Origin of the sequence: Streptomyces sp. NPDC001532 (genome assembly GCF_040298625.1) — a bacterium.
Lineage (GTDB): Bacteria > Actinomycetota > Actinomycetes > Streptomycetales > Streptomycetaceae > Streptomyces.
Window position 1 is genome coordinate 101,300 of sequence record NZ_JBEPAL010000022.1, and the last position, 24,159, is coordinate 125,458.

Consider the following 24,159-nt stretch of genomic DNA (forward strand, 5'->3'; position numbering starts at 1 on the left):
CCAGCGGGGTGAGGAGACTCGGAGACTCAGAAGTCGAAGTCGTCGATGTTCTTGGCGTCGAAGACGGTCGGCTTGCCGAGGCTGATCACGCCGTCCTTGCCGATGGTGTACTCGCCCATGGATCCGGCGGTGAAGGTCTCGCCCTCCTTGCCGGTGATCTGGCCGGAGGCCAGCGCGACGGCGGTGCGGGCGGCCAGCTCGCCAAGCTTGGCCGGGTCCCACAGCTCGAACGCCTCGACGGTGCCGTTCTTGACGTACTTGCGCATGTCGTTCGGGGTGCCGAGGCCGGTCAGCTTGACCTTGCCCTTGTACTTGGAGCCGGAGAGGTACTGGGCGGCGGCCTTGATGCCGACGGTGGTCGGGGAGATGATCCCCTTCAGATTCGGGTACTCCTGGAGCAGGCCCTGGGTCTGCTGGAAGGACTGCTGGGCGTCGTCGTTTCCGTAGGCGACCTTGACCAGCTTGATGTCCTTGTACTTGGGGTCCTCGAGCTCGTCCTTCATGAACTCGATCCAGGTGTTCTGGTTGGTCGCGGTCTGCGCGGCGGACAGGATCGCGATCTCGCCCTTGTAGTCGATCTGCTCGGCGAGCAGCTGCACCTCGGTGCGGCCCAGGTCCTCGGCGGAGGCCTGCGAGACGAAGGCGTTGCGGCACTCCGGCTTGGTGTCGGAGTCGTAGGTGACGACCTTGATGTCGTTGCTCATGGCCTGCTTGAGCGCGGTGCACAGGGCGCCGGGGTCCTGCGCGGACACGGCCATCGCGTCGACCTGCTGCTGGGTGAGGGTGTTGACGTAGGAGACCTGGCCGGAGGTGTCGGTGGCGCTGGACGGGCCGACCTCCTTGTAGGTGGAGCCCAGCTCCTTCACCGCCTTCTCGCCGCCCTTGTCGGCGGTGGTGAAGTACGGGTTGTTGACCTGCTTGGGCAGGAAGCCGACGGTCAGGCCCTTCTTGGTGGCGGCGTTCGGGTCGGCCTTGCCGGCCGAGGCGGCCGAGCCGCCCTCGTTCTTCACGTCTTCCTTGGTGGTGCCGCCGCAGGCGGTGGCCGCCAGGGCGAGGGAGGTGACGGCGGCGAGGGCCGCGGCGGTGCGGCGGAGGGACGACTTGCGCATGGCGGGAGTCCTTTGCGAGGGAGGGTTCAGGAGGAGGACGGTGTGGCGGCCGCTCTGCGTCCGGCGCGTGCGACGGCGATCTGCCGTGCGACCCGGGGACCGAGCACGGACAGCACGAGCAGCACACCGGTGACGACGATCTGCGACTGGGCCGAGACGTCCTGGAGGCTCATCACGTTCTGCAGCGCGCCCAGCAGGAAGACACCGGCGACGGCGCCGCCGAGCGTTCCCTTGCCGCCGTCGAAGTCGATGCCGCCGAGCAGCACGGCGGCGACGACGGACAGTTCGAGGCCGGTCGCGTTGTCGTAGCGGGCGCTGGCGTAGTGCAGGGCCCAGAAGACGCCGGTGAGGGAGGCCATCAGGCCGGTCAGCGTGAACAGGATCAGCTTCTGCCGCTTGACCCTGATGCCGGCGAACCGCGCGGCCTCCTCGCTGGCGCCGATCGCGAACAGGGAGCGGCCGAACGGGGTGGCGTGCAGGGCGACCACGGCGATCGCGAGCAGCACGAGGAACGGCAGGAAGGCGTACGGGAGGAAGGTGTCGCCGATCCGTCCGGCGGCGAAGTCCAGGTACGGGGCGGGGAAGTCGGTGACGGCGTCGGAGCCGAGCACGATCTGGGCGATGCCGCGGTAGGCGGCGAGGGTGCCGATGGTGACGGCGAGGGAGGGCAGGCCGAGCCGGGTGACGAGCAGGCCGTTGACGAGTCCGCAGACCACGCCGAGCAGCAGGCAGACCGGGATGATCGTCTCGATGGTCATGCCCTGGTTCCACAGGGCGCCCATCACCGCGCCCGAGAGCCCGGCGGTGGAGGCGACGGAGAGGTCGATCTCGCCGGAGACGACCAGGAGGGTCATCGGCAGCGCGATCAGTGCGATGGGCAGGGTGTTGCCGATCAGGAAGGACAGGTTGAGCGCGTTCCCGAAGCCGTCCACGAAGGTGAACGACATCAGCAGCAGGACGATCAGCAGGGCGCCGACGACCGTGTCCCACCTGACGGCTCGTGTGAGGGACTCAGGCATGGCGGGCGTTCCTCTTCTTCAGGGCGGTGGCCACACGCACCGCGACGATCCGGTCGACGGCGATGGCGAGGATGAGCAGGATGCCGTTGATCGCGAGCACCCAGACCGAGCTGACGCCGAGGGCGGGCAGGACGCTGTTGATGGAGGTCAGCAGCAGTGCGCCGAGTGCCGCGCCGTAGACGCTGCCGGAGCCGCCGGTGAAGACGACGCCGCCGACCACGACCGCGCTGACGACGGTGAGTTCGTAGCCGTTGCCGGTGCCGGAGTCGACGTTGCCGAACCGGGCCAGGTAGAGGGCGCCGGCGAGTCCGGCGAGCGCTCCGCAGAAGGTGTACGCGGCGAGGATGCGCTTGCGGACCGGGATGCCGGCGAGCCGGGCGGCCTCGGGGTTGGAGCCGAGCGCGTACAGTTCGCGGCCGCTGCCGTAGTGCTTGAGGTAGTAGGCCGTGGCGACCAGGACGGCGAGCGCGATCATCGCCAGCCAGGGCACCGCCGAGAGGCCGCCGGAGCCGAAGTCGACGAAGGAGCCGGGCAGGTCGGCGGCGGTGATCTGGCGGGAGCCGACCCAGATGGAGTCGATGCCGCGGATGATGTAGAGGGTGCCGAGGGTGACGACCAGGGCGGGCACCTGGCCGAGGCTGACCAGCAGTCCGTTGAGCAGGCCGAAGCCGACGCCCAGCAGGACGGCGAGGAGGACGGCCACCACCGGGTCGCCGCCGTCCTGGAGGTAGGTGCCGGCGGCGAAGGCGCTGATGCCGAGGGTGGAGCCGACGGACAGGTCGACGTTGCGGGTGATCACGACCAGGGACTGGCCGGTGGCGACCAGGACCAGGATGGTCGCGTTCAGCAGCAGGTCCTTGATGCCCTGTTCGGACAGGAACTCGCTGTTGCCGGCCTGGGTGACGGCGATCATCACCAGGAAGACGAGCAGGATGGCGAGTTCGCGCATCTTGAAGACGCGGTCCACCAGGCGGGTGCCACCGGACTTGGCCACGTCGGGCACGGGGGCTTGCTGGGGAGTGGCGACCGTCATGCGGCGGCCCTCCCCGTGGCTGCGGCCATCACGGTTTCCTCGGTGGCGTCGGAGCGGGGGATCTCGGCGGTCAGCCGGCCCTCGTGCATCACCAGCACGCGGTCGGCCATGCCGAGGATCTCGGGCAGGTCGGAGGAGATCATCAGCACGGCCACGCCGTCGGCGGCCAGCTCGCTCAGCAGCCGGTGCACCTCGGCCTTGGTGCCGACGTCGATGCCGCGGGTGGGCTCGTCGACGATCAGCACCTTGGGGCCGGTGGCGAGCCACTTGGCGAGGACGACCTTCTGCTGGTTGCCGCCGGACAGGGTGTTGACGGTGTCGGCGATCCGGGCGTACTTCACCTGGAGCCTGACCGCCCAGTCGAGGGAGCGGCTGCGTTCGGCGCCGCGGTCCATCAGTCCGGCCTTCACCGTCGTGCGGAGTCCGGTGAGGCCGATGTTGCGCTCGATGGACATGTCCATCACCAGGCCCTGGGCGCGGCGGTCCTCGGGGACGAGGGCGAGCCCGGCGGCCATGGCGGTGGAGGGGGCGCCGTTGACGAGCTTGCGTCCCTCGACCTCGACCTCGCCGGCGTCCCACCGGTCGATGCCGAAGACGGCCCGCGCGACCTCGGTGCGGCCGGCGCCGACCAGTCCGGCGAGGCCGACGATCTCTCCGCGCCGCACCTCGAAGGAGACGTCGGTGAAGACGCCCTCGCGGGTCAGGCGGCGCACGCTGAGCGCGACCTCGCCGGGGGTCACCTGCTGCTTGGGATAGAGCTCGTCGAGGTCGCGGCCGACCATCCGGCGCACCAGGTCGTCCTCGGTCATGCCGTCCAGTGGTTCACTGGCGATCCAGGCGCCGTCGCGCAGGGTGGTCACCTTCTGGCAGATCTCGAAGATCTCCTCCAGCCGGTGGGAGATAAACAGGACGGCGGCGCCCTGTTCGCGCAGGGTGCGCACGACGCCGAAGAGACGGGCGACCTCGCTGCCGGTGAGGGCGGCGGTCGGCTCGTCCATGATCAGGACGCGGGCGTCGAAGGAGAGCGCCTTGGCGATCTCCACGATCTGCTGGTCGGCGATGGACAGTCCGCGGGCGGGCCGGTCGGGGTCGAGGTCGACGCCGAGGCGCCGCATCAGGTCGGCGGTCGCGGCACGGGTGGCCTTGTGGTCGATGCGGCCGAGGGCGCGGCGGGGCTGCCGGCCCATGAAGATGTTCTCGGCGATCGACAGGTCGGGGAAGAGCGTGGGCTCCTGGTAGATCACGGCGATACCGGCGTCGCGTGCGTCTTTGGGGCCGTGGAAGACGACGGGCGCGCCGTCGAGCAGCACCTGGCCGGCGTCCGGCCGGTGCACTCCGGCGAGCGTCTTGATCAGGGTCGACTTGCCCGCGCCGTTCTCGCCGGCGAGGGCGTGGACCTCGCCGGGGAACAGTTCCAGGGACACGTCCCGCAGGGCGCGTACGGCGCCGAAGGACCTGGAGATGCCCTGGAGCGCCAGCACCGGGGTCGGCCCCGTGTCGGGGTGGGTCATGAGGGGCTCCTCGACGACACGGCGGGAACGGCGTGGCGGTTCTCACGGCGTCGTGAAAGGTTTCAACTGGATTGCCGGGACGTTAGGCGGGGCAGCCATGTCGCGTCAATGGGTCCGTGTCGAAAAAATTTCGAAAGTGGAAGGTCACGGCGGGGTCACGGACAACGGGGTTGGTCACAGCGCTTGACACCCCCTCGGAGGGCTCATAGCTTGCCGTTCTGAATCGTTTCATTGAATCGGTGTAGCAACCCGTTGAGCAACAGGAGCCCAGCAGTGACCGATCTCGCCGCGGCGAAGGCCGCGCTCAAGACCCAGGCAGTCGAGACGCCGTCGTGGGCGTACGGGAACTCGGGGACCCGGTTCAAGGTGTTCGCGCAGGCGGGCGTGCCCCGTGACCCGCGCGAGAAGCTGGACGACGCGGCCCAGGTGCACGGGTTCACCGGTGTCGCGCCCACCGTCGCCCTGCACATCCCGTGGGACAAGGTCGACGACTACGCGGCGCTCGCCAAGCACGCCGAGGAGCGCGGCCTGAAACTGGGCGCGATCAACTCCAACACCTTCCAGGACGACGACTACAAGCTGGGCAGCATCTGCCACCCCGACGCGGCGGTGCGGCGCAAGGCCGTCGACCACCTCCTGGAGTGCGTCGACATCATGGACGCGACGGGCTCGGCCGATCTGAAGCTGTGGTTCGCCGACGGCACCAACTATCCCGGCCAGGACGACATCCGCGCCCGCCAGGACCGGCTCGCCGAGGCACTGTCCGCGGTGTACGAGCGGCTGGGCGAGAACCAGCGGATGCTGCTGGAGTACAAGTTCTTCGAGCCCGCGTTCTACACCACGGACGTGCCGGACTGGGGGACGGCGTACGCGCACTGCCTGAAGCTGGGCCCCAAGGCGCAGGTCGTCGTCGACACCGGACACCACGCGCCGGGCACCAACATCGAGTTCATCGTGGCGACGCTGCTGCGGGAGGGCAAGCTCGGCGGATTCGACTTCAACTCGCGCTTCTACGCGGACGACGACCTGATGGTCGGCGCCGCGGACCCCTTCCAGCTGTTCCGGATCATGTACGAGGTGATCCGCGGCGGCGGCTTCACCCCGGACGTCGCCTTCATGCTGGACCAGTGCCACAACATCGAGGCGAAGATCCCCGCGATCATCCGCTCGGTGATGAACGTGCAGGAGGCCACGGCGAAGGCGCTGCTCGTGGACCGCGCCGCGCTGGCCGAGGCGCAGGCCTCCGGTGACGTGCTGGGCGCCAACGCGGTGCTGATGGACGCGTACAACACGGACGTCCGTCCGCTGCTGCGCGAGGTGCGCGAGGAGATGGGGCTGGACCCCGACCCGATCGCCGCGTACGCCCGCTCCGGGTGGGCCGAGAAGATCGCCGCCGAGCGGATCGGCGGGCAGCAGGCCGGCTGGGGGGCGTGAGCGTCCGTCGGGTTCTGTGATCTTCGGACTGCCGGCCGGTCGCGGCTGGTCGCGCAGTTCCCCGCGCCCCTGAGCGGGCGCTCCGCGCCCGATCCGGGCGCCCAGCTGGAACTTCTTCTCACTGAGGACTGAATGCTCATGGCACCCCATCCCGAAGCCGCCGCCCTCCTCGCCCGTTCGCACCGGCTCGGCTCCGACCCCCGCAACACCAACTACGCCGGCGGCAACGCGTCCGCCAAGGGCACCGACACCGACCCCGTGACCGGGGGTGACGTGGAGCTGATGTGGGTGAAGGGGTCCGGCGGCGACCTCGGCACGCTCACCGAGGCCGGACTGGCCGTGCTGCGGCTGGACCGGCTGCGGGCGCTGACCGACGTCTACCCGGGTGTGGAGCGCGAGGACGAGATGGTCGCCGCGTTCGACTACTGCCTGCACGGCAAGGGCGGGGCGGCGCCGTCGATCGACACCGCGATGCACGGACTGGTGGACGCGGCCCACGTCGACCATCTGCACCCCGACTCCGGCATCGCGCTGGCCTGCGCGGCCGACGGGGAGAAGCTGACCGCCGAGTGTTTCGGGGACAGCGTGGTGTGGGTGCCGTGGCGGCGGCCCGGCTTCCAGCTCGGTCTGGACATCGCCGCCGTCAAGGAGGCCAACCCGCAGGCCATCGGCTGTGTGCTCGGCGGGCACGGCATCACCGCGTGGGGCGACACCGCCGAGGAGTGCGAGCGCAACTCGCTGCACATCATCCGCACCGCCGAGGCGTTCCTCGCCGAGCACGGCAAGGCGGAGCCCTTCGGCCCGGTGGTCGAGGGCTACGAGCCGCTGGACGAGGCCGAGCGGCATGAGCGGGCGGCGGCGCTGGCGCCGTACGTGCGGGGGGTGGCCTCGCAGGACCGGCCGCAGGTCGGGCACTTCACCGACACCGACGTGGTGCTGGACTTCCTGGCCCGCGCCGAGCACCCGCGGCTGGCCGCGCTCGGCACCTCCTGCCCCGACCACTTCCTGCGCACCAAGGTGCGGCCGCTGGTCCTCGACCTGCCGCCGACGGCCCCGCTGGACGAGGCGATCGCGCGGCTGAAGGAGCTGCACGCCGCGTACCGCGAGGAGTACGCCGCCTACTACCAGCGGCACGCCGAGCCCGACTCCCCCGCCATGCGCGGCGCCGACCCGGCGATCGTGCTGATCCCGGGCGTGGGCATGTTCAGCTTCGGCAAGGACAAGCAGACCGCGCGGGTGGCGGGCGAGTTCTACGTCAACGCCATCAACGTGATGCGGGGCTCCGAGGCGGTGTCGACGTACGCGCCGATCGAGGAGTCGGAGAAGTTCCGCATCGAGTACTGGGCCCTGGAGGAGGCCAAGCTCCAGCGGATGCCGAAGCCCAAGCCGCTGGCGACCCGGGTGTCGCTGGTGACCGGCGCGGGCAGCGGCATCGGCAAGGCCATCGCGCAGCGGCTGGTCGCCGAGGGCGCCTGCGTCGTCATCGCCGACCTCGACGGGGCGAACGCCGCCGCGGTCGCCGAGGAGCTGGGCGGGCCCGACAAGGCCGTCGCCGTCACCGTGGACGTGACCTCCGAGGAGCAGATCGCCGAGGCGTTCAAGGCGGCGGCGCTGGCCTTCGGCGGAGTGGACCTGGTCGTCAACAACGCCGGCATCTCCATCTCCAAGCCGCTGCTGGAGACCTCCGCCAAGGACTGGGACCTCCAGCACGACATCATGGCCCGCGGCTCCTTCCTGGTCTCCCGCGAGGCGGCCCGCGCGATGATCGCGCAGGGGCTGGGCGGCGACATCGTCTACATCGCCAGCAAGAACGCCGTGTTCGCCGGCCCCAACAACATCGCCTACTCCGCCACCAAGGCCGACCAGGCCCACCAGGTGCGCCTCCTCGCCGCCGAGCTGGGCGAGCACGGCATCCGGGTCAACGGCGTCAACCCCGACGGTGTGGTGCGCGGCTCGGGCATCTTCGCGGGCGGCTGGGGCGCGCAGCGCGCGGCCGTGTACGGGGTGCCGGAGGAGAAGCTGGGCGAGTTCTACGCCCAGCGCACGCTGCTCAAGCGCGAGGTGCTGCCGGAGCACGTGGCGAACGCGGTGTTCGCGCTGACCGGCGGCGACCTCACCCACACCACCGGTCTGCACGTCCCGGTCGACGCGGGCGTCGCCGCCGCGTTCCTGCGGTGACGCCGGTGACCTCCGTCAAGTCGTACGCCGCGGTCGACCTCGGCGCGTCCAGCGGGCGCGTCATGGTCGGCCGGGTCGGCCCGCACACCCTGGAGCTGACCGAGGCGCACCGCTTCCCGAACCGGCCCGTGCGGCTGCCCGAGGGCCTGCGCTGGGACGTGCTCGCGCTGTACGCGGGGGTGCTGGACGGGCTGCGGGCGGCGGGCGCCGCCGCCGGCGGCCGGCTGGACTCCGTCGGCGTCGACAGCTGGGCCGTGGACTACGGCCTGCTGGACGCCGACGGGGCGCTGCTCGGCAACCCCGTGCACTACCGCGACCCGCGCACCGAGGGCATCGCGGAAGCGGTGTGGGCGACCGTGCCGGCCGCCGAGCTGTACGCGGCGACCGGCCTGCAGTACGCCCCGTTCAACACGCTGTACCAGCTCACCGCGGCCCGCTCGTCCGCCCAGTTCGCCCAGGCCAAGCGGCTGCTGATGGTCCCGGACCTGATGGCGTACTGGCTCACCGGCGAGCAGGGCACCGAGCTGACCAACGCCTCGACGACCCAGCTCGTCGACCCGCGCACCGGGGACTGGGCGTACGACGTGGCGGCGCGGCTGGGCATCGACCTCAGCCTGTTCGCCCCGCTGCGGCAGCCCGGCGACCCGGCGGGCGTGCTGCGCGCCGAGGTGCTGGAGGAGACGGGCCTGACCGGGCCCGTGCCGGTGACGGCGGTCGGCTCGCACGACACCGCCTCGGCGGTGGCGGCCGTACCGGCGAGCGGTGAACGGTTCGCGTACATCTGCACCGGCACCTGGTCGCTGGCCGGGCTGGAGCTGAGCGCCCCGGTGCTCACCGAGGAGAGCCGCGCCGCCAACTTCACCAACGAGCTGGGGCTGGACGGCACGGTCCGCTACCTGCGGAACATCATGGGCCTGTGGCTGCTCCAGGAGTGCGTACGGGCCTGGGGCGAGCCGGACCTCGGCGAGCTGCTGCGGGCGGCGGCCGTGGTGCCGACGCTGCGGTCGGTGGTGGACGCCGGGGACGCCGCGTTCCTGGCGCCGGGCCGGATGCCGGAGCGGATCGCCGAGGCGTGCCGGGCGTCGGGGCAGCCGGTGCCCGAGACGCCCGCCGAGATCACCCGGTGCATCCTCGACTCCCTCGCGCTCGCCCACCGCCGGGCGATCGAGGACGCCCAGCGGCTCGCCGGGACGTCCGTGGACGTGGTGCACATCGTCGGCGGCGGGGTGCGCAACGCGCTGCTGTGCCAGCTGACCGCCGACGCCTGCGGGCTGCCGGTGGTGGCCGGTCCGACCGAGGCGGCGGCCCTCGGCAACGTCCTGGTGCAGGCGCGGGCGCACGGCCTGGTCGGCGACCGTGACGACATGCGGCGGCTGCTCACCCGCACCCAGCCGCTGACCCGTTACGAGCCGCGCGGCGACACCGCGCGCTGGCGCGCGGCCCGGGAACGGCTCGCCGCCCGCTGAGGCGAGCCCCGGCCCGCCCGCCCCGTCCGGCGGGCCGGACCTCCCGCCCCCTCCCCCGACCCCGCACTACCCTGCACCCATCCGATGATCGACCCCGAGGAGCCGCGATGCGTGTCGCTCTGTTCCTGACCTGTGTCAACGACACGCTCTATCCGGACACCGGCCGTGCCGTGGTGAAGCTCCTGTCCCGGCTGGGCGTGGAGGTCGACTTCCCGATGGCCCAGACCTGCTGCGGCCAGGCGCACTACAACACCGGCTACCGGCACGAGGCGGAGCCGCTGGCCCGGCACTTCGCCGAGGTGTTCGGGGAGTACGAGGCGATCGTGACGCCGTCCGGGTCGTGCGGGGCGATGGTGCGGGAGCTGTATCCGCGGATGGGCGAGCGGGCCCGGGCGGAGGGGCGCGGGGACCGGCTCGCCGCGACGCTGGCACCGGTGGTGCCGAAGACGTACGAGCTGACGGAGTTCCTGGTGGACGTGCTGGGCGTGACCGACGTCGGCGCGTACTACCCGCAGAAGGTGACCTACCACCCGACCTGCCACGGGCTGCGCGGGCTGGGGCTCGGCGACCGGCCGCGCCGGCTGCTCCAGGCGGTGAAGGGGCTGGAGCTGGTCGAGCTGCCGGGCGCGGAGGAGTGCTGCGGATTCGGCGGCACGTTCGCGGTGAAGAACGCCGACGTCTCCGCGGCGATGGGCGCCGACAAGGTCCGCAACGCCGAGTCGACCGGGGCCGGTGTGCTGTGCGCGGCCGACAACTCCTGTCTGATGCACATCGGCGGCACCATGACCCGGCTGCGCACCGCCATGCGTCCGGTGCACATCGCGGAGATCCTGGCGAGCACGGAAGAGGAGCCCCTGGCATGAGCGGAACCTTCGTCGGCATGCCGGCCTTCCCGGCGGCGGCGCACGAGGCGGTGCGCAACCCGACCCTGCGCGGCAATCTGCGGCACGCCACCCACACCATCCGCGCCAAGCGGGCCAAGGCGGTCGCCGAGGTCGAGGACTGGGCGGAGCTGCGCGAGGCCGGCAAGCGGATCAAGGACCACACGCTGCGTCACCTGGACGACTACCTGGTGCGGCTGGAGGAGTCCGTCACGGCGGCGGGCGGCGTCGTGCACTGGGCCGCCGACGCGGCGGAGGCCAACCGGATCGTCATCGACCTGGTCAAGGAGACCGGCGAGACGGAGGTCGTCAAGGTCAAGTCGATGGCCACCCAGGAGATCGGCCTCAACGAGGCCCTCGAGGCGGAGGGCATCCGTGCCTACGAGACCGACCTCGCCGAGCTGATCGTGCAGCTGGGCAAGGACCGGCCCTCGCACATCCTGGTCCCGGCCATCCACCGCAACCGCGGCGAGATCCGGGACATCTTCCGCACGGAGATGGCCGAGTGGGGCCGCCCGGCGCCCGAGGGCCTGACCGACACCCCCGCCGAACTCGCCGAGGCCGCCCGGCTGCACCTGCGGGAGAAGTTCCTGCGCGCGAAGGTCGGGATTTCCGGCGCCAACTTCATGGTCGCCGACACCGGCACGCTGGTGGTGGTGGAGTCCGAGGGCAACGGGCGGATGTGCCTGACCCTGCCGGAGACGCTGATCTCGGTGGTCGGCATCGAGAAGATCGTGCCGACCTGGCGGGACCTGGAGGTCTTCCTCCAGACCCTGCCCCGCTCCTCGACCGCCGAGCGGATGAACCCGTACACCAGCACCTGGACCGGCACCACCGACGAGGACGGACCGCGCACCTTCCACCTGGTGCTGCTCGACAACGGCCGCACCGACACCCTCGCCGACGAGGTCGGCCGCCAGGCCCTGCGCTGCATCCGCTGCTCGGCCTGTCTGAACGTGTGCCCGGTGTACGAGCGGGCCGGCGGCCACGCCTACGGCTCGGTCTATCCGGGGCCGATCGGCGCGATCCTCAGCCCTCAACTGCGCGGCACGGGAAGCGAGATCGACGCCTCGCTGCCGTACGCGTCGTCGCTGTGCGGCGCCTGCTACGAGGTGTGCCCGGTCGCCATCGACATCCCGGAGGTGCTGGTGCACCTGCGGGAGCGGGTGGCCCAGGGCGGTCCGGTCACCCGGGACGGCAACCGGGTGGTGCTCAAGCCGGCCAAGGGCCACGCGGCCGAGCGGGCGGCGATGCGCGCGGCTCGCTGGGCGTTCGCCCGGCCCGGCGCGCTGCGCGCCGGCCAGCGGCTCGCCTCGCGCACCCGCCGACTGCATCCGCGCACGCTGCCCGGTCCGGGCCGGGCGTGGAGCGCGACCCGGGATCTGCCGCCGGTGCCGGCGGAGCCGTTCCGGGACTGGTGGCAGCGCACGCGGGGCAAGGACAGCGACAAGGGGGCCGGGAAGTGAGCCGGGAAGTGAGCAGCAGGGAACGGGTCCTGGGCCGGGTGCGGCGCGCGCTCGCCGACGTGCCGGCCGAGGACCTGCCGTACGAGCGGGCGGTCGTGCGCGACTACCTCCATGAGCACGGCGGGCGCACCGTCGACGAGACGGTCGAGCTGCTCGCCGAGAACCTGGCGGACTACCGGGCGATCGTGCACCGGTGCACGGCGCGCGAACTGCCGCTGGTGCTGGCCGGGTTGCTGGCCGGGCACGGCGCGCGGACGGTGCTCGTCCCGCCGGCGCTGGATCCGGCGTGGCTCGCGCAGGCCGACGTCGAGCGGATCGCCGACCGGGCCGAGAGCACCCCGCACGAGCTGGACCGGGTGGACAGCGTGGTCACGGCCTGCGCGGTGGCGATCGCCGAGACCGGCACGATCGTGCTGGACGGCGGCCCCGACCAGGGCCGCCGCCGCATCACGCTGGTGCCCGACCACCACGTCTGTGTCGTACGGGTGCCGGAGCAGGTGGTGTCCTCCGTGCCGCAGGCCCTCGACCGCCTCGACCCGGCCCGTCCGCTGACGTGGATCTCCGGCCCGTCGGCGACCAGCGACATCGAACTGGACCGGGTCGAGGGGGTGCACGGTCCGCGCACCCTGGAGGTGGTGCTCGTGTCCGCTCAGGACGGCGTGGACGTCACCGCGTAGCGTCCGGACGGCAGCCGGCGGGAGCCGTGCCGTCCGCGAAGCCCGGATGCTCGACGCCCCACGAGCGTGACAGGGGCGTCCTGCCCTCGCGCGTCCCCGCCGGGTCGGCGGCGGGGATGCGCGGGGTGGCCGTGGTGCCGTGCATCCCAGGGACGGGGTCGTTTTCCGGAGCCGAGGGGACGCGGTCGGTGAGCGCGGGGCGGAGGCCGCCGCTAGCGTGAGGTCATGATCCGGTTCGAGCAGGTCACCAAGCGCTACCCGGACGGAACGACGGCCGTGGACGGGCTGAGTCTCGAGGTGGCCGAGGGTGAACTCGTCACCCTGGTCGGCCCGTCGGGCTGCGGCAAGACGACGACCATGATGATGGTCAACCGCCTGATCGAGCCGACCTCCGGGCGGATCCTGGTGGACGGTGAGGACGTCGCGGGCGTCGACCCGGTGCGGCTGCGGCGGCGCATCGGCTACGTCATCCAGCAGGTGGGTCTCTTCCCGCACCGCACCGTCCTCGACAACACCGCGACCGTGCCGGCGCTGGTCGGCTGGAAGCGGGCGAGGGCGCGGGCCCGCGCGGCGGAGCTGCTGGACCTGGTGGGCCTGGACCCGGCGGTCCACGGGCCGCGCTATCCGCACCAGCTGTCGGGCGGTCAGCGGCAGCGGGTGGGCGTGGCGCGGGCGCTGGCCGCGGATCCGCCGGTGCTGCTGATGGACGAGCCGTTCGGGGCGGTCGACCCGGTGGTGCGGGAGCAGTTGCAGGACGAGTTCCTGCGGATGCGGGCCGCCGTGCCCAAGACGGTGCTGATGGTCACGCACGACATCGAGGAGGCGGTGCGGCTCGGCGACCGGATCGCGGTGTACGGGCAGGGCCGGATCGAGCAGTACGACACACCGGGCGCGGTGCTGGGCAGTCCGGCGTCGCCGTACGTCGCCGAGTTCGTGGGCGCCGACCGGGGGCTGAAGCGGCTGTCGGTCACCGCGATCGAGGCCGGTGACCTGGAGCAGCCGCCGGTCGCCCGGGTGGACGAGCCGGCCGCCCGGGCGGCGGAGCGGCTGCGGACGGACGGCGCGCGGTGGGCGGTGGTGCTGGACGCGCGGGGCGATCTGCACGGCTGGGTCGGCCGGGACGAACTGAGCGCGGGCGGCACGGTCGGCGGTCTGGCGCACCGGATGAACGCCTGGGTGCCGGTGGGGGCGCCGCTGAAGCAGGCGTTCGGTGTGATGCTCCAGCACGACGCCGGCTGGGTCGCGGTCCTGGACGGGGCCCGTTTCCTGGGTGTGCTGACCCCGGCGAAGCTGCACGAGGCGCTGCGCCGCTCGGTGGCCGCGGACGCGCGCGGCGTGCCGCGTGGGCAGGCGCCGTTCGACTCGGTGGCGGACGCGTAACGGCCGGCTCCCGCGGCGCCCGTCCGGTGGGGTCAGTCCCCGTCGTAGTCCTGCCGGGCCCGCTCCACCTTGTCCAGGTTCTCTCCGGCCCAGGCGGCGAGGTGGGCGAAGAGCGGGGCGAGACTGCGGCCGAGGTCGCTGATCTCGTACTCGACGCGCGGCGGCACCTCCGGGTGATAGGTGCGGACGACCAGACCGTCGCGTTCCAGCTGGCGCAGCCGCTGGGTGAGCACCTTCGGGGTGATCGCGGTGATCCGGCGTTCGAGTTCGACGAACCGCTGGCGGCCGTGGGTGTGCAGGGACCACAGGATCGGTGTGGTCCAGCGGCTGAAGACGATGTCCACGACCGGGGAGATCGGGCAGGCGAGCACGGGATCGACCCCGGCCGCCTCGGTCTTCGCCGTCTGGGCTCCCATCGCGCTCCCCTGAGGTAGTCACTTTCCCCTAGGTACCTACTATACCGGCGCTGTTAGCGTCGCTCCGGCGTCAAAGGGACGCGATGACAAGGGAGTTCGACATGTACGTGGTGACGGGGGCGACCGGCAACGTCGGGCGCTCGCTGGTACGGACGCTGGCGACGGCGGGCGCGCCGGTGACGGCGACCTCGCGTGGGATCTCGGCGGCGGACGTCCCGCGAGGAGTGCGGTGGCTGCGGTCCGATCTGACCGACGCGGAGAGCCTGCGGCCGGTCCTCGACGGTGCCGAGGCGCTGTTCCTCCAGAACGGCGGGCCGAGCGCCCATCTGCTGCGCACCCACGAGGTCCTGGACGTCGCGAAGGGCGCGGGGATCGGCCGGGTCGTGCTGCTGTCCTCCCAAGGGGTGGCCACCCGGCCCGACTCCCTCTCGCACGGGCGGGTGGCCAGGGGCATCGAGGACGCCGTGCGGGAGTCGGGCCTGGACTGGACGATTCTGCGCCCCGGCAATCTCGCCTCCAACGCCTTCGCCTGGGCCGGGCAGGTCCGCACCGGGCGGAGCGTCGCCGCGTCGTTCGGTGACGTGGGCCTGCCGGTCGTCGACCCGGACGACGTCGCCGCGGTCGCCGCGGTGGCCCTGCGGAAGGACGGCCACACCGGGCAGGTGTACGAGCTGACCGGTCCGGAGGTCGTCACGCCCCGGCAGCAGGCCGAGGCCCTCGGAGCCGCGCTCGGCGAGCCGGTGCGGTTCGTGGAGCTGTCGCGGGAGGAGGCGAGGGGCCGGATGCTCACGTTCATGCCGGCGGACGTGGTGGAGACGACCCTGTCGATCCTCGGCGCACCGACGCCGGCCGAGCGGCGGGCCGGCCCGGACGCGGAGCGGGTGCTCGGCCGGGCGCCGGGCACGTTCGCCGCATGGGCGCGCCGGAACGCCGCCGCCTTCCGGTGAGGGCGGCGCGGGGTCACTTCAGCAGGCCCTTGTCCTCCAGATAGGTCCGCGCCACGTCCTGGGCCAGCCGCCGCCAGCTGTCGACCCGCTGGTTCAGCGAGGCCAGGTCGGCCGTGGTGAGCACGGTGTTGAGCCGGTCCAGGGCCCGGGTGACGCCCTCACCGCCGGCTCGGGCGCGGTTGACGACCGGGACGACATGGTCGGCGTTCTGGAGCCGTCTGTCGTCGGCGAGCAGGACCAGGCCGAACTCGTCGAGGGTGGCGTCGGTCGTGGTGGTCAGCACCAGCTGGTCCTGGCCGCTCTGCACGGCCCGCTTCGCCTGGGTCGTGCCGACGCCCTTGGGGTCGACGGCGGTGACGTCGATGCCGTACGTCTTCCGCAGTCCGGGCGCGCAGTACGGGCGCCGCACGCACTCGTCGCCGGCCGCGAGGCGCACCGGCAGTCCCGCCGCGCCGAGGTCGCTGAGGGTCTTGAGCCGGTGCCGGCGGGCGTAGGCGGCGCCGACCGCGAAGGCGTTCTGGTCGACGCCCCTGCCGGGGTCGAGGACGGTCAGTCCGCGCGGTGCGGCGAGCCGGCGCAGGGCGGTCATGGTGGCGTCGAGGTCGGGTGACCCGGCCGGCGGGGCATCGGGGCCGTTGGTCCTGGCGTTCAGCCAGTCGGCGAAGGTGGCGGCGTACTCGGGCACGACGTCGATCTGGCCGGACTCCAGCGCCGGTTCGTACAGCTCGCGGTTGGCGACGGTGATCAGGGAGGTGCGGTAGCCGGCCCGGTTCAGCAGCAGGCTGTACATGTGGGCGAGCAGATCGCTCTCGGTGAAGCCCGCCGAGCCGATGGTCAGCTCGCGGCTGTCGCCGGGCGGCGCGGTGACCCGGCCCTGGCTCTCCAGGGAGGGGCCGGTGGCGCAGGCGGTGGCCGGCAGCAGCAGCGCGGCCACCGCGGCCATCGCTGTCGTACGGCGTCTCATCCGGGCCTCACCGCCGTCGCGGGGTGTGTCATCGCGTTCCTCTCGCCCATGCCGGGCCGAGTCGTTCGGCCAGGGCGAAGGCGCCCTCGACGGCGAGTGCGAGGCAGGCGACGAGGACGGCACCGGCCACCACCTGCGGTGTGTCGGCCAGGTTGAAGCCCGCGGTGATGATCCGGCCGAGGCCTCCGCCGCCTGCCAGCGCGGCGATGGTGGCGGTGGCGACGAGCTGGACGGCGGCGATCCGCACCCCGGTGAGGATCATCGGGAGCGCAAGGGGCAGTTCCACGCGGAACAGCACCTGGCGTCCCGTCATGCCCATCCCCCGCGCCGCCCGCACCACGCCGCGGTCCACCTCGCGCATTCCGACGTACGCGTTGGTGAGCAGCGGCGGTACCGCGAACAGCACCAGCGCGACCACGGTCGGCCCCTCGCCCCAGTCACCGACGGGGGTGAGCAGCAGCAGGACGAGGACGGCGAAGGTGGGGATCGCGCGGCCCACGTTGGAGAGGTTGACGGCGAGCGCCCCGCCCCTGCCGAGGTGGCCGAGGACGAGAGCGACCGGCAGGGCGATCAGACAGCTGACGACCAGGCAGACGACGGTGAGGACGAGGTGCTGGAGCAGTCGGTGCCCGATGCCGTCGGGGCCGCTCCAGTGCGCGGGGTCGGCGAGCCAGTCCCAGGCGGCGGTGAGGGTGTTCATCCGCGGCCCGCCCGCGTCCAGGGCGTGAGCAGCCGCTGCACGCCCAGCAGTACGACGTCGGCGACGACGGCGATCATCACGCAGAGCACGGACGCGGTGAGCACCTGCGCCTTGAAGTAGGTGTTCATGCCGGCGTAGATGAGGTTGCCGAGCCCGCCGAAGCCGACGATCGCGCCGACGGTGACCAGGGAGATCGCGGAGACGGTGGCGATGCGCAGCCCGGCCATGGCGGCGGGCAGCGCGAGCGGCAGCTCCACGGTGAGCAGCAGCCGGACGGGGCCGTAGCCCATGCCGCGGGCGGCCTGCCGGGTCTCCTCGGGGACGGCGCGCAGTCCGGCGAGGATGTTGCGCACCAGCAGGGTCAGTGAGTACAGCACCAGTCCGGCGACGACGAGGGCCGCGGAGAGGCCGTAGAGGGGCAGGAGCAGGGAGAACATCGCCAGCGACGGGATCGTGTAGAGGACGGTGGTCACGGCGAGCACCGGGCCGGCCGTCCAGCCCCAGCGGCGGGCCGCCACCGCGAGCGGCAGGGCGAGGAGCAGGCCGATGAGGACCGCGAGGAACGTCAGCTGGAGGTGCTGGAGCACGGCGTCGGCGAGGATCTCGCGGCGGGTGCTCAGATACTCCCCGCAGATCCAGTCGTTGCGCGCGAGGCAGTCGTCCGGGGGCGCGGTCACCCGTCCATTGCAGCGGGTGCGGGCGGGGATAGGCGCGCTGTGCTCCCCCGTACGGGTGCGGCGGCCGGAGTGCGGAACGCGTGACACATCGAGTGAACAAGCGCTTAGATAGGTGACCGCTGTTCGACGCCGATCTGGAGGCCCTGGTGTTCACTTCCGTCGACGACGTCTCCGCCCGCCTCGCCGAGACCGGCTATCTGGCCTCCCCGGCCGTCGCCACCACCGTCTTCCTCGCCGACCGCCTGGGCAAGCCGCTGCTCGTCGAGGGCCCCGCGGGCGTCGGCAAGACCGAGCTGGCCAAGGCCGTGGCGCAGGTCGCGGGCGCGCGGCTGGTGCGGCTCCAGTGCTACGAGGGCGTCGACGAGGCGCGGGCGCTGTACGAGTGGAACCACGCCAAGCAGCTGCTGCGGATCAGCGCCGGCCGCGACGAGAGCTGGGACGAGACCCGCACGGACATCTTCGGCGAGGAGTTCCTGCTGCCGCGCCCGCTGCTCACCGCGATCCGGGGCGACGACCTGAAGGTGCTGCTGATCGACGAGACCGACAAGGCGGACATGGAGGTCGAGGGCCTGCTGCTGGAGGTGCTGAGCGACTTCCAGGTCACCGTCCCCGAACTGGGCACGATCACCGCGACCCGGCGCCCGTTCGTCGTGCTCACCTCCAACGCCTCCCGCGAGCTGTCGGAGGCGCTGCGCCGCCGCTGTCTGTTCCTGCACATCGGCTTCCCCGAGGAGGAGCTGGAGCGCAGGATCGTCCGGCTGAAGGTGCCGGGGATCGACGCGGCGCTGGCGGAGTCGGTGGTCCGGGTGGTGGGCGCGCTGCGGGCGATGGACCTGCGGAAGGTGCCCTCGGTGGCCGAGACCATCGACTGGGCCCGCACCCTGCTGGCGCTCGGCGCGCACACCCTCGACGAGAACGTCGTGCGCGACAGCCTCGGTGTGGTCCTCAAGCACCAGGACGACATCCTCAAGGCGGCCGCCAAGCTGGACCTGGACGCGGTGTGACGGCGGCGGCCTCCGACGTCACGGCCCGGCTGACCGGCCTCGTCGCCGCGCTGCGCGCGCACGGGGTGCGGATCGGCACCGGTGAGACGGTGGACGCGGCCCGCGCCGTGGAGGCGCTGGGGTTCGCCGACCGCGCGCTGCTGCGGGAAGGGCTGGCGGCGACCCTGCTGCACGGCCCGGACCAGCGGCGGGTGTTCGACTCGGTCTTCGACCTGTACTTCCCGCGTGCCGTCGGCGGACCCGATGGCCCCGGCGGACCGGACGCCGGCGGCCCGGCGGACCGTGAGGAGCTGCGCGAGCGGCTCGCGGCGGCGCTCGCCGCCGGCGACCGCGCCCTGCTGGAGCGGCTGGCGGCGGAGGCCGTCGACGGCTTCGGCGGATACGGCGGCTCGGCGGGATCGGACGGCTGGTCGTCGTACCAGACGCTGGACCGGCTGCGCCCGCAGACCCTGCTGGCCCAGGTCCGCGAGAACGCGCGGACGGGCGAGGGCGGGCCGGGCTTCGCCGACCGGCTGCTGGACGACGAGATCCGCCGGCGCATCGAGGTGTTCCGCGGCTTGGTGGCGGCGGAGGCGCGGCGCCGGGTCGCCGAGCGGCGCGGGCGGGACGAGATGGCCCGCCGGGCGGTGGCGCCCACCGCCGACCGGGTGGACTTCCTGTACGCCGGTCAGGACCGGCTCGCCGAACTGCGCCGGACGGTACGGCCGCTCGCCCGCAAGCTGGCCACCCGGCTCGCCGCGCGCCGTCGGCGGGCCGCACGGGGCAGCATCGATCTGCGGCGCACGGTGCGCGGCTCGCTGTCCACCGGCGGGGTGCCGATGCGGCCGGTGCTGCGCCGGCGCCGGCCGGCCCGGCCCGAACTGGTGCTGCTGTGCGATGTGTCGGGGTCGGTGTCCGGGTTCTCCGACTTCACGATGCTGCTGGTGCAGGCGCTGCACGACCAGTTCTCGAAGGTGCGGGTCTTCGCCTTCGTCAACCGGATCGACGAGATCACCGGACTGCTGGAGCGCGGCGCGGCCGATCCGGGCGGACTGGGCGCGCGCATCCGCGCCGAGGCGACGCTCACCGGCTGGCACGGCAGCAGCGACTACGGCGTCGCGCTCGGCGAGTTCGCGGAGCGCTACGGCGACGCGGTGGGCCCGCGGACGACCGTGTTCGTGCTCGGTGACGCCCGGACGAACATGAGCGACCCGAATCTGCCGGCCGTCCGGCGGATCACCGAACGGGCCCGCCGCGTCCACTGGTTGAATCCCGAGCCGCGTGCCCAGTGGGGCACCGGTGACTCCGCGGCGCCCGATTACGCGGGCTTGGTGGAGATGTACGAGTGCCGTACCGCGCGGCAGTTGGGGACCTTGATCGGCCGGTTGCTGCCCGTCTGAGCCCGGGCGGCGTGAACCGGGCGACATGAACCGGGCGGTGGACTACTCCTCCTTCGCCTTCGCGTACTCCACGGCCATCGAACCGGCGAAGTCGTACAGCACGCACTGGTCGTCACCCACGACCCAGGCGTCGTGCCCGGGCGGGCAGACGAAGACATCGCCGGGACCGACCTCGTACTCCTCGCCGCCGCCGTCCATGCGGACGCACATACGGCCCTGGACGATGTAGCCGTTGTGGTGGATCTGACAGGAGTCGGTGCCCGCGATCGGGGCCACGGACTCCGACCAGCGCCAGCCCGGCTCGAAGGTGGCCACCGCGAAATCGAGTCCCGAGAGATGGACGGCTTCCAGGTGACCGCGCGGGAAGTCCCGCCGCTCGTCCGGCTTGTCGAGCGTCTTCGCCTCGAACATGACGCTCCTCCTTTCCGGCCGCGTCTATCGCGGCCGGGGCCGGTCTCGTCTCCCGCCGCCCTGACCGGCGAACGGCACCGGCGGGGCCGAACCCCTCCTCTCCATCGTCCGCCCGACGCCGCGGGGGCCGCCATTCGGGGCGCGGTCAGTCGCCGCCTCCGCACAGCCGGGCGAAGCGCTCCGCGTCGACGTTGCCGCCGGAGACGATCACGCCGACCCGGCGCGGGAGGCCGGCGACCCGGCCGGAGAGCAGCGCGGCCAGCGGGGTGGCGCCGCTGGGCTCGACGACGATCTTCAGGCGTTCGAAGGCGAACCGCATGGCGTGGCGGATCTCGTCGTCGTCGACCAGGACGATCTCGTCGACGAGGCGCCGGTTGACGGAGAAGGTCAGCTCGCCGGGGGTGTGCAGGGCCTGCCCGTCGGCGATGGTGTGCGGCACCGGGATGCTGATCCGACGGCCCGCCTCCAGGGACCGCTTGGTGTCGTCCCCGGCCTCCGGTTCGACACCGATCACGCGCACCGCGGGCCGCAGGCTCTTGGCCACCGTCGCGCTGCCCGCGATCAGCCCGCCGCCCCCGACCGGGGTGATCAGCGCGTCCAGCTCCCCGGCCTCCTCGATCAGTTCCAGCGCGGCCGTGCCCTGCCCGGCGATGACATGCGGGTGCTCGTACGGCGGGATGAGGGTGAGCCCTCGCTCGGCGGCCAGTGCCTCGGCGATGGCGACGCGGTCGCCGGTGTAGCGGTCGTAGCCGACGATCTCCGCGCCGTACCCGGCGGTGGCGGCCCGCTTGGCGGGCGGGGCGTCCTCGGGCATGACGATCACCGCGGTGGTGCCGAGCTCGCGGGCGGCGAGGGCCACGGCCTGCGCGTGGTTCCCGGAGGAGTACGCGACGATGCCGCGGGCGAGCTGCTCGGGCGTCAGCCGGGAGGCCGCGTTGTAGGCGCCGCGGAACTTGAACGCGCCGACCCGCTGGAAGTTCTCGCACTTGAGCAGGACCTCGGCGCCGGCCAGCTCGTCGAGGGTGCGGGAGCGCAGGACGGGGGTGCGGTGGGCGACGCCCTCGAGCCGTGCGGCGGCGGCACGGACGTCGTCGAGGGTGACCGGCACCGGGGTGGTCGTCATGGGTGTCCTCCCTGGGACGTGGGGTCGGCCGTGGCTCTGGCCTGGGAGAGGTAGCTGTAGGCGGAGGCGCGGGAGATGCCGAGGCGGGTGGCGACCTGTTCGACCGAGCGGCGCACCGCGAAGACCCCGTGTTCGTCCAGGCTGCGGAACAGCTCCAGGCGCCGGCTCCGGTCGAGGCCCGCCCAGTTCTGGTTCCGGTGCAGCTGGTGGGTGTCGAGGACGGCGTCGACGACGGAGTCGATGTCGTTGCCGAAGGTGGTGACCGGGGTGGTCGTGGGGTCCGTGCCGAGGCCGGCGAGCCCGCCGAGCAGGGTCTGCGCCCGGTGGACGGCGGTGACGTCGAGGTTGACGCACAGCGCGCCGAAGACCGCGCCGGTGGAGTCGCGCAGCACCATCGTGGAGGACTTGACCAGGTCGCCGGAGCGGGTGCGGGTGAGGTAGTTCAGCTCGTCGTCCGCCTCGTCGCCACGGGCGAGGACACGCATGCCGATCTCGCTCATCGCCCCGCCCACCGCCCGGCCGGTCACCGAACCGGCCACCGCGACCACCGACCGCTCCGGCTGCCGGTAGTCGTGGAGCACCACCTCGCACAGCGGCCCGAAGGTGGCCACCAGCCCGTCGACGACCGGCCCGAGCGCACCGATGATCGCGTCCCGCTCGGCATCCAGATCCTGCCCGGCCATGCGCCCGTCCTCCATCGACCCATCGAAGCGGCTTGGACTGTTCATCCAACCTCTGGACAGTCAGTCTAAGCGAGGGCGTGCCGGAGTACCAGGAGGAGATCTGGAACGGTGACGAGGGGAGGCGCGCCCGGTCACCCTGGGCCGCGCGCTCAGCCGCGCAGACACCAGTCGACGAATCGCCTCACGCTGTCGTCCACCCGCGTCCGGTCGTCGGCCACGGCCGCCGTGCAGAAGAAGCGGACCTCGTGGAACTCCTGCTCCATCGCCTCCACCAGGCTGCGCAGGCCGAGGCTCTCGCGGAGCCAGGCGCGGGCGCTGCCGCTGTCGTGAAGGTCCTCGGGGACCAGGCCGTGCTCGGCGAGCAGGTCGGTCTTGCTGACGGCGACGGCCAGGCGCGACCGGTCCAGCGGCGCGCCCATGGCGGCGACCGCCTGGACCGACCGGCCGAAGACCTCCTCGGGGTCGACGGTCGAGGCGAGGGTGCGGTCCACCGGCGCGTCCGGCAGCGGGGCCAGGGAGGTCCAGAACGCCTTCACCGCCATCGGGTCGAGGACGAAGACGAAGGTGCGGGCTTCCCTGGCGTAGCGCAGGGCGTCGGTCTCGTCGCGGTCGACGAAGCGTTCGCCGGCCGTGTCGAAGAGGTGGACCAGGCGTGCGGAGCGGCCGGAGCCGAGGACGAAGGAGTGGGCCCGCGGCAGCGCCTTCTGGGTGGCGCGGGTGTGGCCCCGCATCCGCAGCACCTCCCGCAGCACCTGGTAGTTGGCGTCCGACTCCTCGTCCGCGAGGGTGACCGCCGGGCCGCCGTCCGCCGCCGCGTTCTCCAGCGCCAGCAGCATCGCCGCCATCAACTGCGTCTTGCCGGCCGCCTGTCCGCCGATCAGCGGGAGCACCACCTCGGGCATGTGCCCGGCGTCGGTGTTCATCGGCTTCCCGCAGTGCGGATACACGCAGTACGCCTGGAGCCGGGCGTCCCGGCTCATCAGCATCAGCAGTGTGGGCATGCGCTGCCCGCACTCGCAGCGGCGCCGGAGGATGCCGTAGGTGCCGGGCCGGATGTCGGCGTGCCGGCGTCGGCAGGCCGGGCCGGGACAGTCGTACGCCGGGTAGGGGACGCGTTCGAAGCAGTGCGGGCAGATCATGCCGTCGCCCAGCCGTCGGGTGAACAGCACGGACCGGTCGACGGCCCGCAGGGATCCGGCGATCAGCCGGGCCCCGCCCATCAGCACCAGCAGGACCAGCGCGTGCAGGCCCACCAGCAGGCCGAGCAGCGGCAGGGCGAGGACCGCGCCGAGGCCCAGGCCCGCGTACAGCGTCAGGCCGTAGGGCACCGTGACGGCCCGGGTGCGCGCCGGGGCGGTGAACTGGCCGGTGGTGACGGCCCGGAAGGCGTCACCGACGGTCCTGGTGTACGACCGCCGTTCCAGGACCAGGACCTGGCGCAGGTCCCGGAAGGCCGGCCCGAAGAAGTAGTTGCGGTACGCCTTCACCTCCTCGTCCTGCGGACGGTGGGGCGGCAGGGTCCGGAACTCGGGCGTACGCCGGTACAGGACGCCGACGAGCAGCCGCAGATGCCCGGTGAGCAGTTGCATCACCAGGGCCAGGCCCCGCAGGGCGGCGATCACGGGCGCGACCGGCAGGTACGCCGCCAGTGCCGCCAGGTAGAAGAGCGGTATCAGGACGTAGGCGATGATCTCGGCCACG

General features: G+C 72.5%; 22 protein-coding genes. 10 read left to right on the forward strand and 12 right to left on the reverse strand.

Features of this window, described 5'->3' with window-relative positions; translation table 11 throughout:
• Window positions 1-26: 26 nt before the first annotated feature.
• Genes rhaS through ABT232_RS21210 form a run of 4 tightly spaced genes read right to left on the reverse strand, consistent with a single transcriptional unit; the run spans window position 27 to window position 4,672 of the window.
• Entirely contained in the window at window positions 27-1,109 is a 1,083-nt protein-coding gene (gene rhaS, locus ABT232_RS21195; RefSeq protein WP_351842099.1) for a rhamnose ABC transporter substrate-binding protein, read from the reverse strand.
• A gap of 26 nt (window positions 1,110-1,135) precedes the next feature.
• Window positions 1,136-2,128 (reverse strand): ABC transporter permease, encoded by a 993-nt coding sequence (locus ABT232_RS21200; protein WP_351842101.1) that lies wholly within the window; start codon window positions 2,126-2,128, stop codon window positions 1,136-1,138.
• Window positions 2,121-3,161, reverse strand: a complete 1,041-nt coding sequence (locus ABT232_RS21205; protein WP_351842103.1) for an ABC transporter permease — start codon at window positions 3,159-3,161, stop codon at window positions 2,121-2,123. The genes ABT232_RS21200 and ABT232_RS21205 overlap by 8 nt, the downstream gene beginning before the upstream one ends.
• The gene (locus tag ABT232_RS21210; RefSeq protein WP_351842105.1) at window positions 3,158-4,672 is read right to left on the reverse strand and encodes a sugar ABC transporter ATP-binding protein; all 1,515 of its coding nucleotides are present in this window, start codon (window positions 4,670-4,672) and stop codon (window positions 3,158-3,160) included. The genes ABT232_RS21205 and ABT232_RS21210 overlap by 4 nt, the downstream gene beginning before the upstream one ends.
• 273 nt (window positions 4,673-4,945) lie before the next feature.
• Between ABT232_RS21210 and rhaI the strand changes: the two genes are divergently transcribed.
• The 7 genes from rhaI (at window position 4,946) to ABT232_RS21245 (ending at window position 14,154) form a co-directional block, all read left to right on the forward strand.
• Window positions 4,946-6,106 carry an L-rhamnose isomerase gene (gene rhaI / locus ABT232_RS21215; RefSeq protein WP_351842107.1) on the forward strand — a complete coding sequence of 387 codons (1,161 nt, stop codon included), beginning with the start codon at window positions 4,946-4,948 and terminating at the stop codon, window positions 6,104-6,106.
• A 138-nt stretch (window positions 6,107-6,244) separates the two neighbouring features.
• Complete coding sequence (locus ABT232_RS21220) at window positions 6,245-8,284, forward strand: bifunctional aldolase/short-chain dehydrogenase (protein WP_351842109.1); 2,040 nt, start codon at window positions 6,245-6,247, stop codon at window positions 8,282-8,284.
• 62 nt (window positions 8,285-8,346) lie between these two features.
• Window positions 8,347-9,750, forward strand: coding sequence for a rhamnulokinase (locus ABT232_RS21225; RefSeq protein WP_351842163.1), 1,404 nt, complete (start codon window positions 8,347-8,349; stop codon window positions 9,748-9,750).
• Window positions 9,751-9,857: 107 nt separating this feature from the next.
• Window positions 9,858-10,613: a (Fe-S)-binding protein gene (locus tag ABT232_RS21230; protein WP_351842111.1), complete on the forward strand. Its 756-nt coding sequence runs from the start codon at window positions 9,858-9,860 to the stop codon at window positions 10,611-10,613.
• On the forward strand, window positions 10,610-12,097 hold the full coding sequence (locus tag ABT232_RS21235; protein WP_351842113.1) for a LutB/LldF family L-lactate oxidation iron-sulfur protein: 1,488 nt from the start codon (window positions 10,610-10,612) through the stop codon (window positions 12,095-12,097). The genes ABT232_RS21230 and ABT232_RS21235 overlap by 4 nt, the downstream gene beginning before the upstream one ends.
• 8 nt (window positions 12,098-12,105) lie before the next feature.
• The gene (locus ABT232_RS21240) at window positions 12,106-12,774 is read left to right on the forward strand and encodes a LutC/YkgG family protein (RefSeq protein WP_351842115.1); all 669 of its coding nucleotides are present in this window, start codon (window positions 12,106-12,108) and stop codon (window positions 12,772-12,774) included.
• 225 nt (window positions 12,775-12,999) lie between these two features.
• Window positions 13,000-14,154: an ATP-binding cassette domain-containing protein gene (locus ABT232_RS21245; protein ID WP_351842117.1), complete on the forward strand. Its 1,155-nt coding sequence runs from the start codon at window positions 13,000-13,002 to the stop codon at window positions 14,152-14,154.
• Window positions 14,155-14,186: 32 nt separating this feature from the next.
• Here the strand turns inward: ABT232_RS21245 and ABT232_RS21250 are convergent, their stop codons facing one another.
• Window positions 14,187-14,570 carry a winged helix-turn-helix transcriptional regulator gene (locus ABT232_RS21250; RefSeq protein WP_351842119.1) on the reverse strand — a complete coding sequence of 128 codons (384 nt, stop codon included), beginning with the start codon at window positions 14,568-14,570 and terminating at the stop codon, window positions 14,187-14,189.
• 101 nt (window positions 14,571-14,671) lie between these two features.
• On the opposite strand from ABT232_RS21250, the gene ABT232_RS21255 reads away from it, so the two are divergent.
• Complete coding sequence (locus ABT232_RS21255) at window positions 14,672-15,517, forward strand: SDR family oxidoreductase (protein ID WP_351842121.1); 846 nt, start codon at window positions 14,672-14,674, stop codon at window positions 15,515-15,517.
• A gap of 13 nt (window positions 15,518-15,530) precedes the next feature.
• On the opposite strand, the gene ABT232_RS21260 is transcribed toward ABT232_RS21255, so the two are convergent.
• Genes ABT232_RS21260 through ABT232_RS21270 form a run of 3 tightly spaced genes read right to left on the reverse strand, consistent with a single transcriptional unit; the run spans window position 15,531 to window position 17,858 of the window.
• A complete protein-coding gene (locus ABT232_RS21260) occupies window positions 15,531-16,481 on the reverse strand; it encodes an ABC transporter substrate-binding protein (RefSeq protein ID WP_351842123.1) in 951 nt (316 codons plus the stop codon).
• Between the two features lie 28 nt (window positions 16,482-16,509).
• Entirely contained in the window at window positions 16,510-17,181 is a 672-nt protein-coding gene (locus ABT232_RS21265; protein ID WP_351842125.1) for an ABC transporter permease, read from the reverse strand.
• On the reverse strand, window positions 17,178-17,858 hold the full coding sequence (locus ABT232_RS21270) for an ABC transporter permease (RefSeq protein ID WP_351842127.1): 681 nt from the start codon (window positions 17,856-17,858) through the stop codon (window positions 17,178-17,180). The genes ABT232_RS21265 and ABT232_RS21270 overlap by 4 nt, the downstream gene beginning before the upstream one ends.
• Window positions 17,859-18,004: 146 nt before the next feature.
• Between ABT232_RS21270 and ABT232_RS21275 the strand changes: the two genes are divergently transcribed.
• A complete protein-coding gene (locus ABT232_RS21275; RefSeq protein ID WP_351842129.1) occupies window positions 18,005-18,862 on the forward strand; it encodes an AAA family ATPase in 858 nt (285 codons plus the stop codon).
• Window positions 18,859-20,241, forward strand: coding sequence for a vWA domain-containing protein (locus ABT232_RS21280; protein WP_351842131.1), 1,383 nt, complete (start codon window positions 18,859-18,861; stop codon window positions 20,239-20,241). Before ABT232_RS21275 ends, ABT232_RS21280 begins: the two co-directional genes overlap by 4 nt.
• Window positions 20,242-20,283: 42 nt before the next feature.
• Here ABT232_RS21280 and ABT232_RS21285 read toward each other — a convergent pair whose 3' ends face one another.
• The 4 genes from ABT232_RS21285 to ABT232_RS21300 all read right to left on the reverse strand — a co-directional run bounded on the left by ABT232_RS21285 (window position 20,284) and on the right by ABT232_RS21300 (window position 24,158).
• Window positions 20,284-20,652, reverse strand: a complete 369-nt coding sequence (locus ABT232_RS21285) for a cupin domain-containing protein (protein ID WP_351842133.1) — start codon at window positions 20,650-20,652, stop codon at window positions 20,284-20,286.
• A 145-nt stretch (window positions 20,653-20,797) separates the two neighbouring features.
• Window positions 20,798-21,775 (reverse strand): threo-3-hydroxy-L-aspartate ammonia-lyase, encoded by a 978-nt coding sequence (locus tag ABT232_RS21290; RefSeq protein WP_351842135.1) that lies wholly within the window; start codon window positions 21,773-21,775, stop codon window positions 20,798-20,800.
• Window positions 21,772-22,458, reverse strand: coding sequence for a helix-turn-helix transcriptional regulator (locus ABT232_RS21295; protein ID WP_351842137.1), 687 nt, complete (start codon window positions 22,456-22,458; stop codon window positions 21,772-21,774). Before ABT232_RS21295 ends, ABT232_RS21290 begins: the two co-directional genes overlap by 4 nt.
• A 149-nt stretch (window positions 22,459-22,607) precedes the next feature.
• Window positions 22,608-24,158: a TRAFAC clade GTPase domain-containing protein gene (locus tag ABT232_RS21300; RefSeq protein ID WP_351842139.1), complete on the reverse strand. Its 1,551-nt coding sequence runs from the start codon at window positions 24,156-24,158 to the stop codon at window positions 22,608-22,610.
• Window position 24,159: the final 1 nt, after the last annotated feature.

Excerpts from the sequence above, each read along its gene's own strand:
- ABT232_RS21210 (WP_351842105.1), bottom strand. The coding sequence starts at position 4,672 with ATGACCCACCCCGACACGGGGCCGACCCCGGTGCTGGCGCTCCAGGGC.
- ABT232_RS21230 (WP_351842111.1), top strand. The coding sequence starts at position 9,858 with ATGCGTGTCGCTCTGTTCCTGACCTGTGTCAACGACACGCTCTATCCG.
- ABT232_RS21225 (WP_351842163.1), top strand. The coding sequence starts at position 8,347 with ATGGTCGGCCGGGTCGGCCCGCACACCCTGGAGCTGACCGAGGCGCAC.
- ABT232_RS21295 (WP_351842137.1), bottom strand. The coding sequence starts at position 22,458 with ATGGCCGGGCAGGATCTGGATGCCGAGCGGGACGCGATCATCGGTGCG.
- ABT232_RS21220 (WP_351842109.1), top strand. The coding sequence starts at position 6,245 with ATGGCACCCCATCCCGAAGCCGCCGCCCTCCTCGCCCGTTCGCACCGG.
- ABT232_RS21290 (WP_351842135.1), bottom strand. The coding sequence starts at position 21,775 with ATGACGACCACCCCGGTGCCGGTCACCCTCGACGACGTCCGTGCCGCC.
- ABT232_RS21200 (WP_351842101.1), bottom strand. The coding sequence starts at position 2,128 with ATGCCTGAGTCCCTCACACGAGCCGTCAGGTGGGACACGGTCGTCGGC.
- ABT232_RS21250 (WP_351842119.1), bottom strand. The coding sequence starts at position 14,570 with ATGGGAGCCCAGACGGCGAAGACCGAGGCGGCCGGGGTCGATCCCGTG.
- ABT232_RS21205 (WP_351842103.1), bottom strand. The coding sequence starts at position 3,161 with ATGACGGTCGCCACTCCCCAGCAAGCCCCCGTGCCCGACGTGGCCAAG.
- rhaS (WP_351842099.1), bottom strand. The coding sequence starts at position 1,109 with ATGCGCAAGTCGTCCCTCCGCCGCACCGCCGCGGCCCTCGCCGCCGTC.
- ABT232_RS21265 (WP_351842125.1), bottom strand. The coding sequence starts at position 17,181 with ATGAACACCCTCACCGCCGCCTGGGACTGGCTCGCCGACCCCGCGCAC.
- ABT232_RS21260 (WP_351842123.1), bottom strand. The coding sequence starts at position 16,481 with ATGAGACGCCGTACGACAGCGATGGCCGCGGTGGCCGCGCTGCTGCTG.
- ABT232_RS21235 (WP_351842113.1), top strand. The coding sequence starts at position 10,610 with ATGAGCGGAACCTTCGTCGGCATGCCGGCCTTCCCGGCGGCGGCGCAC.
- ABT232_RS21285 (WP_351842133.1), bottom strand. The coding sequence starts at position 20,652 with ATGTTCGAGGCGAAGACGCTCGACAAGCCGGACGAGCGGCGGGACTTC.
- ABT232_RS21255 (WP_351842121.1), top strand. The coding sequence starts at position 14,672 with ATGTACGTGGTGACGGGGGCGACCGGCAACGTCGGGCGCTCGCTGGTA.
- ABT232_RS21245 (WP_351842117.1), top strand. The coding sequence starts at position 13,000 with ATGATCCGGTTCGAGCAGGTCACCAAGCGCTACCCGGACGGAACGACG.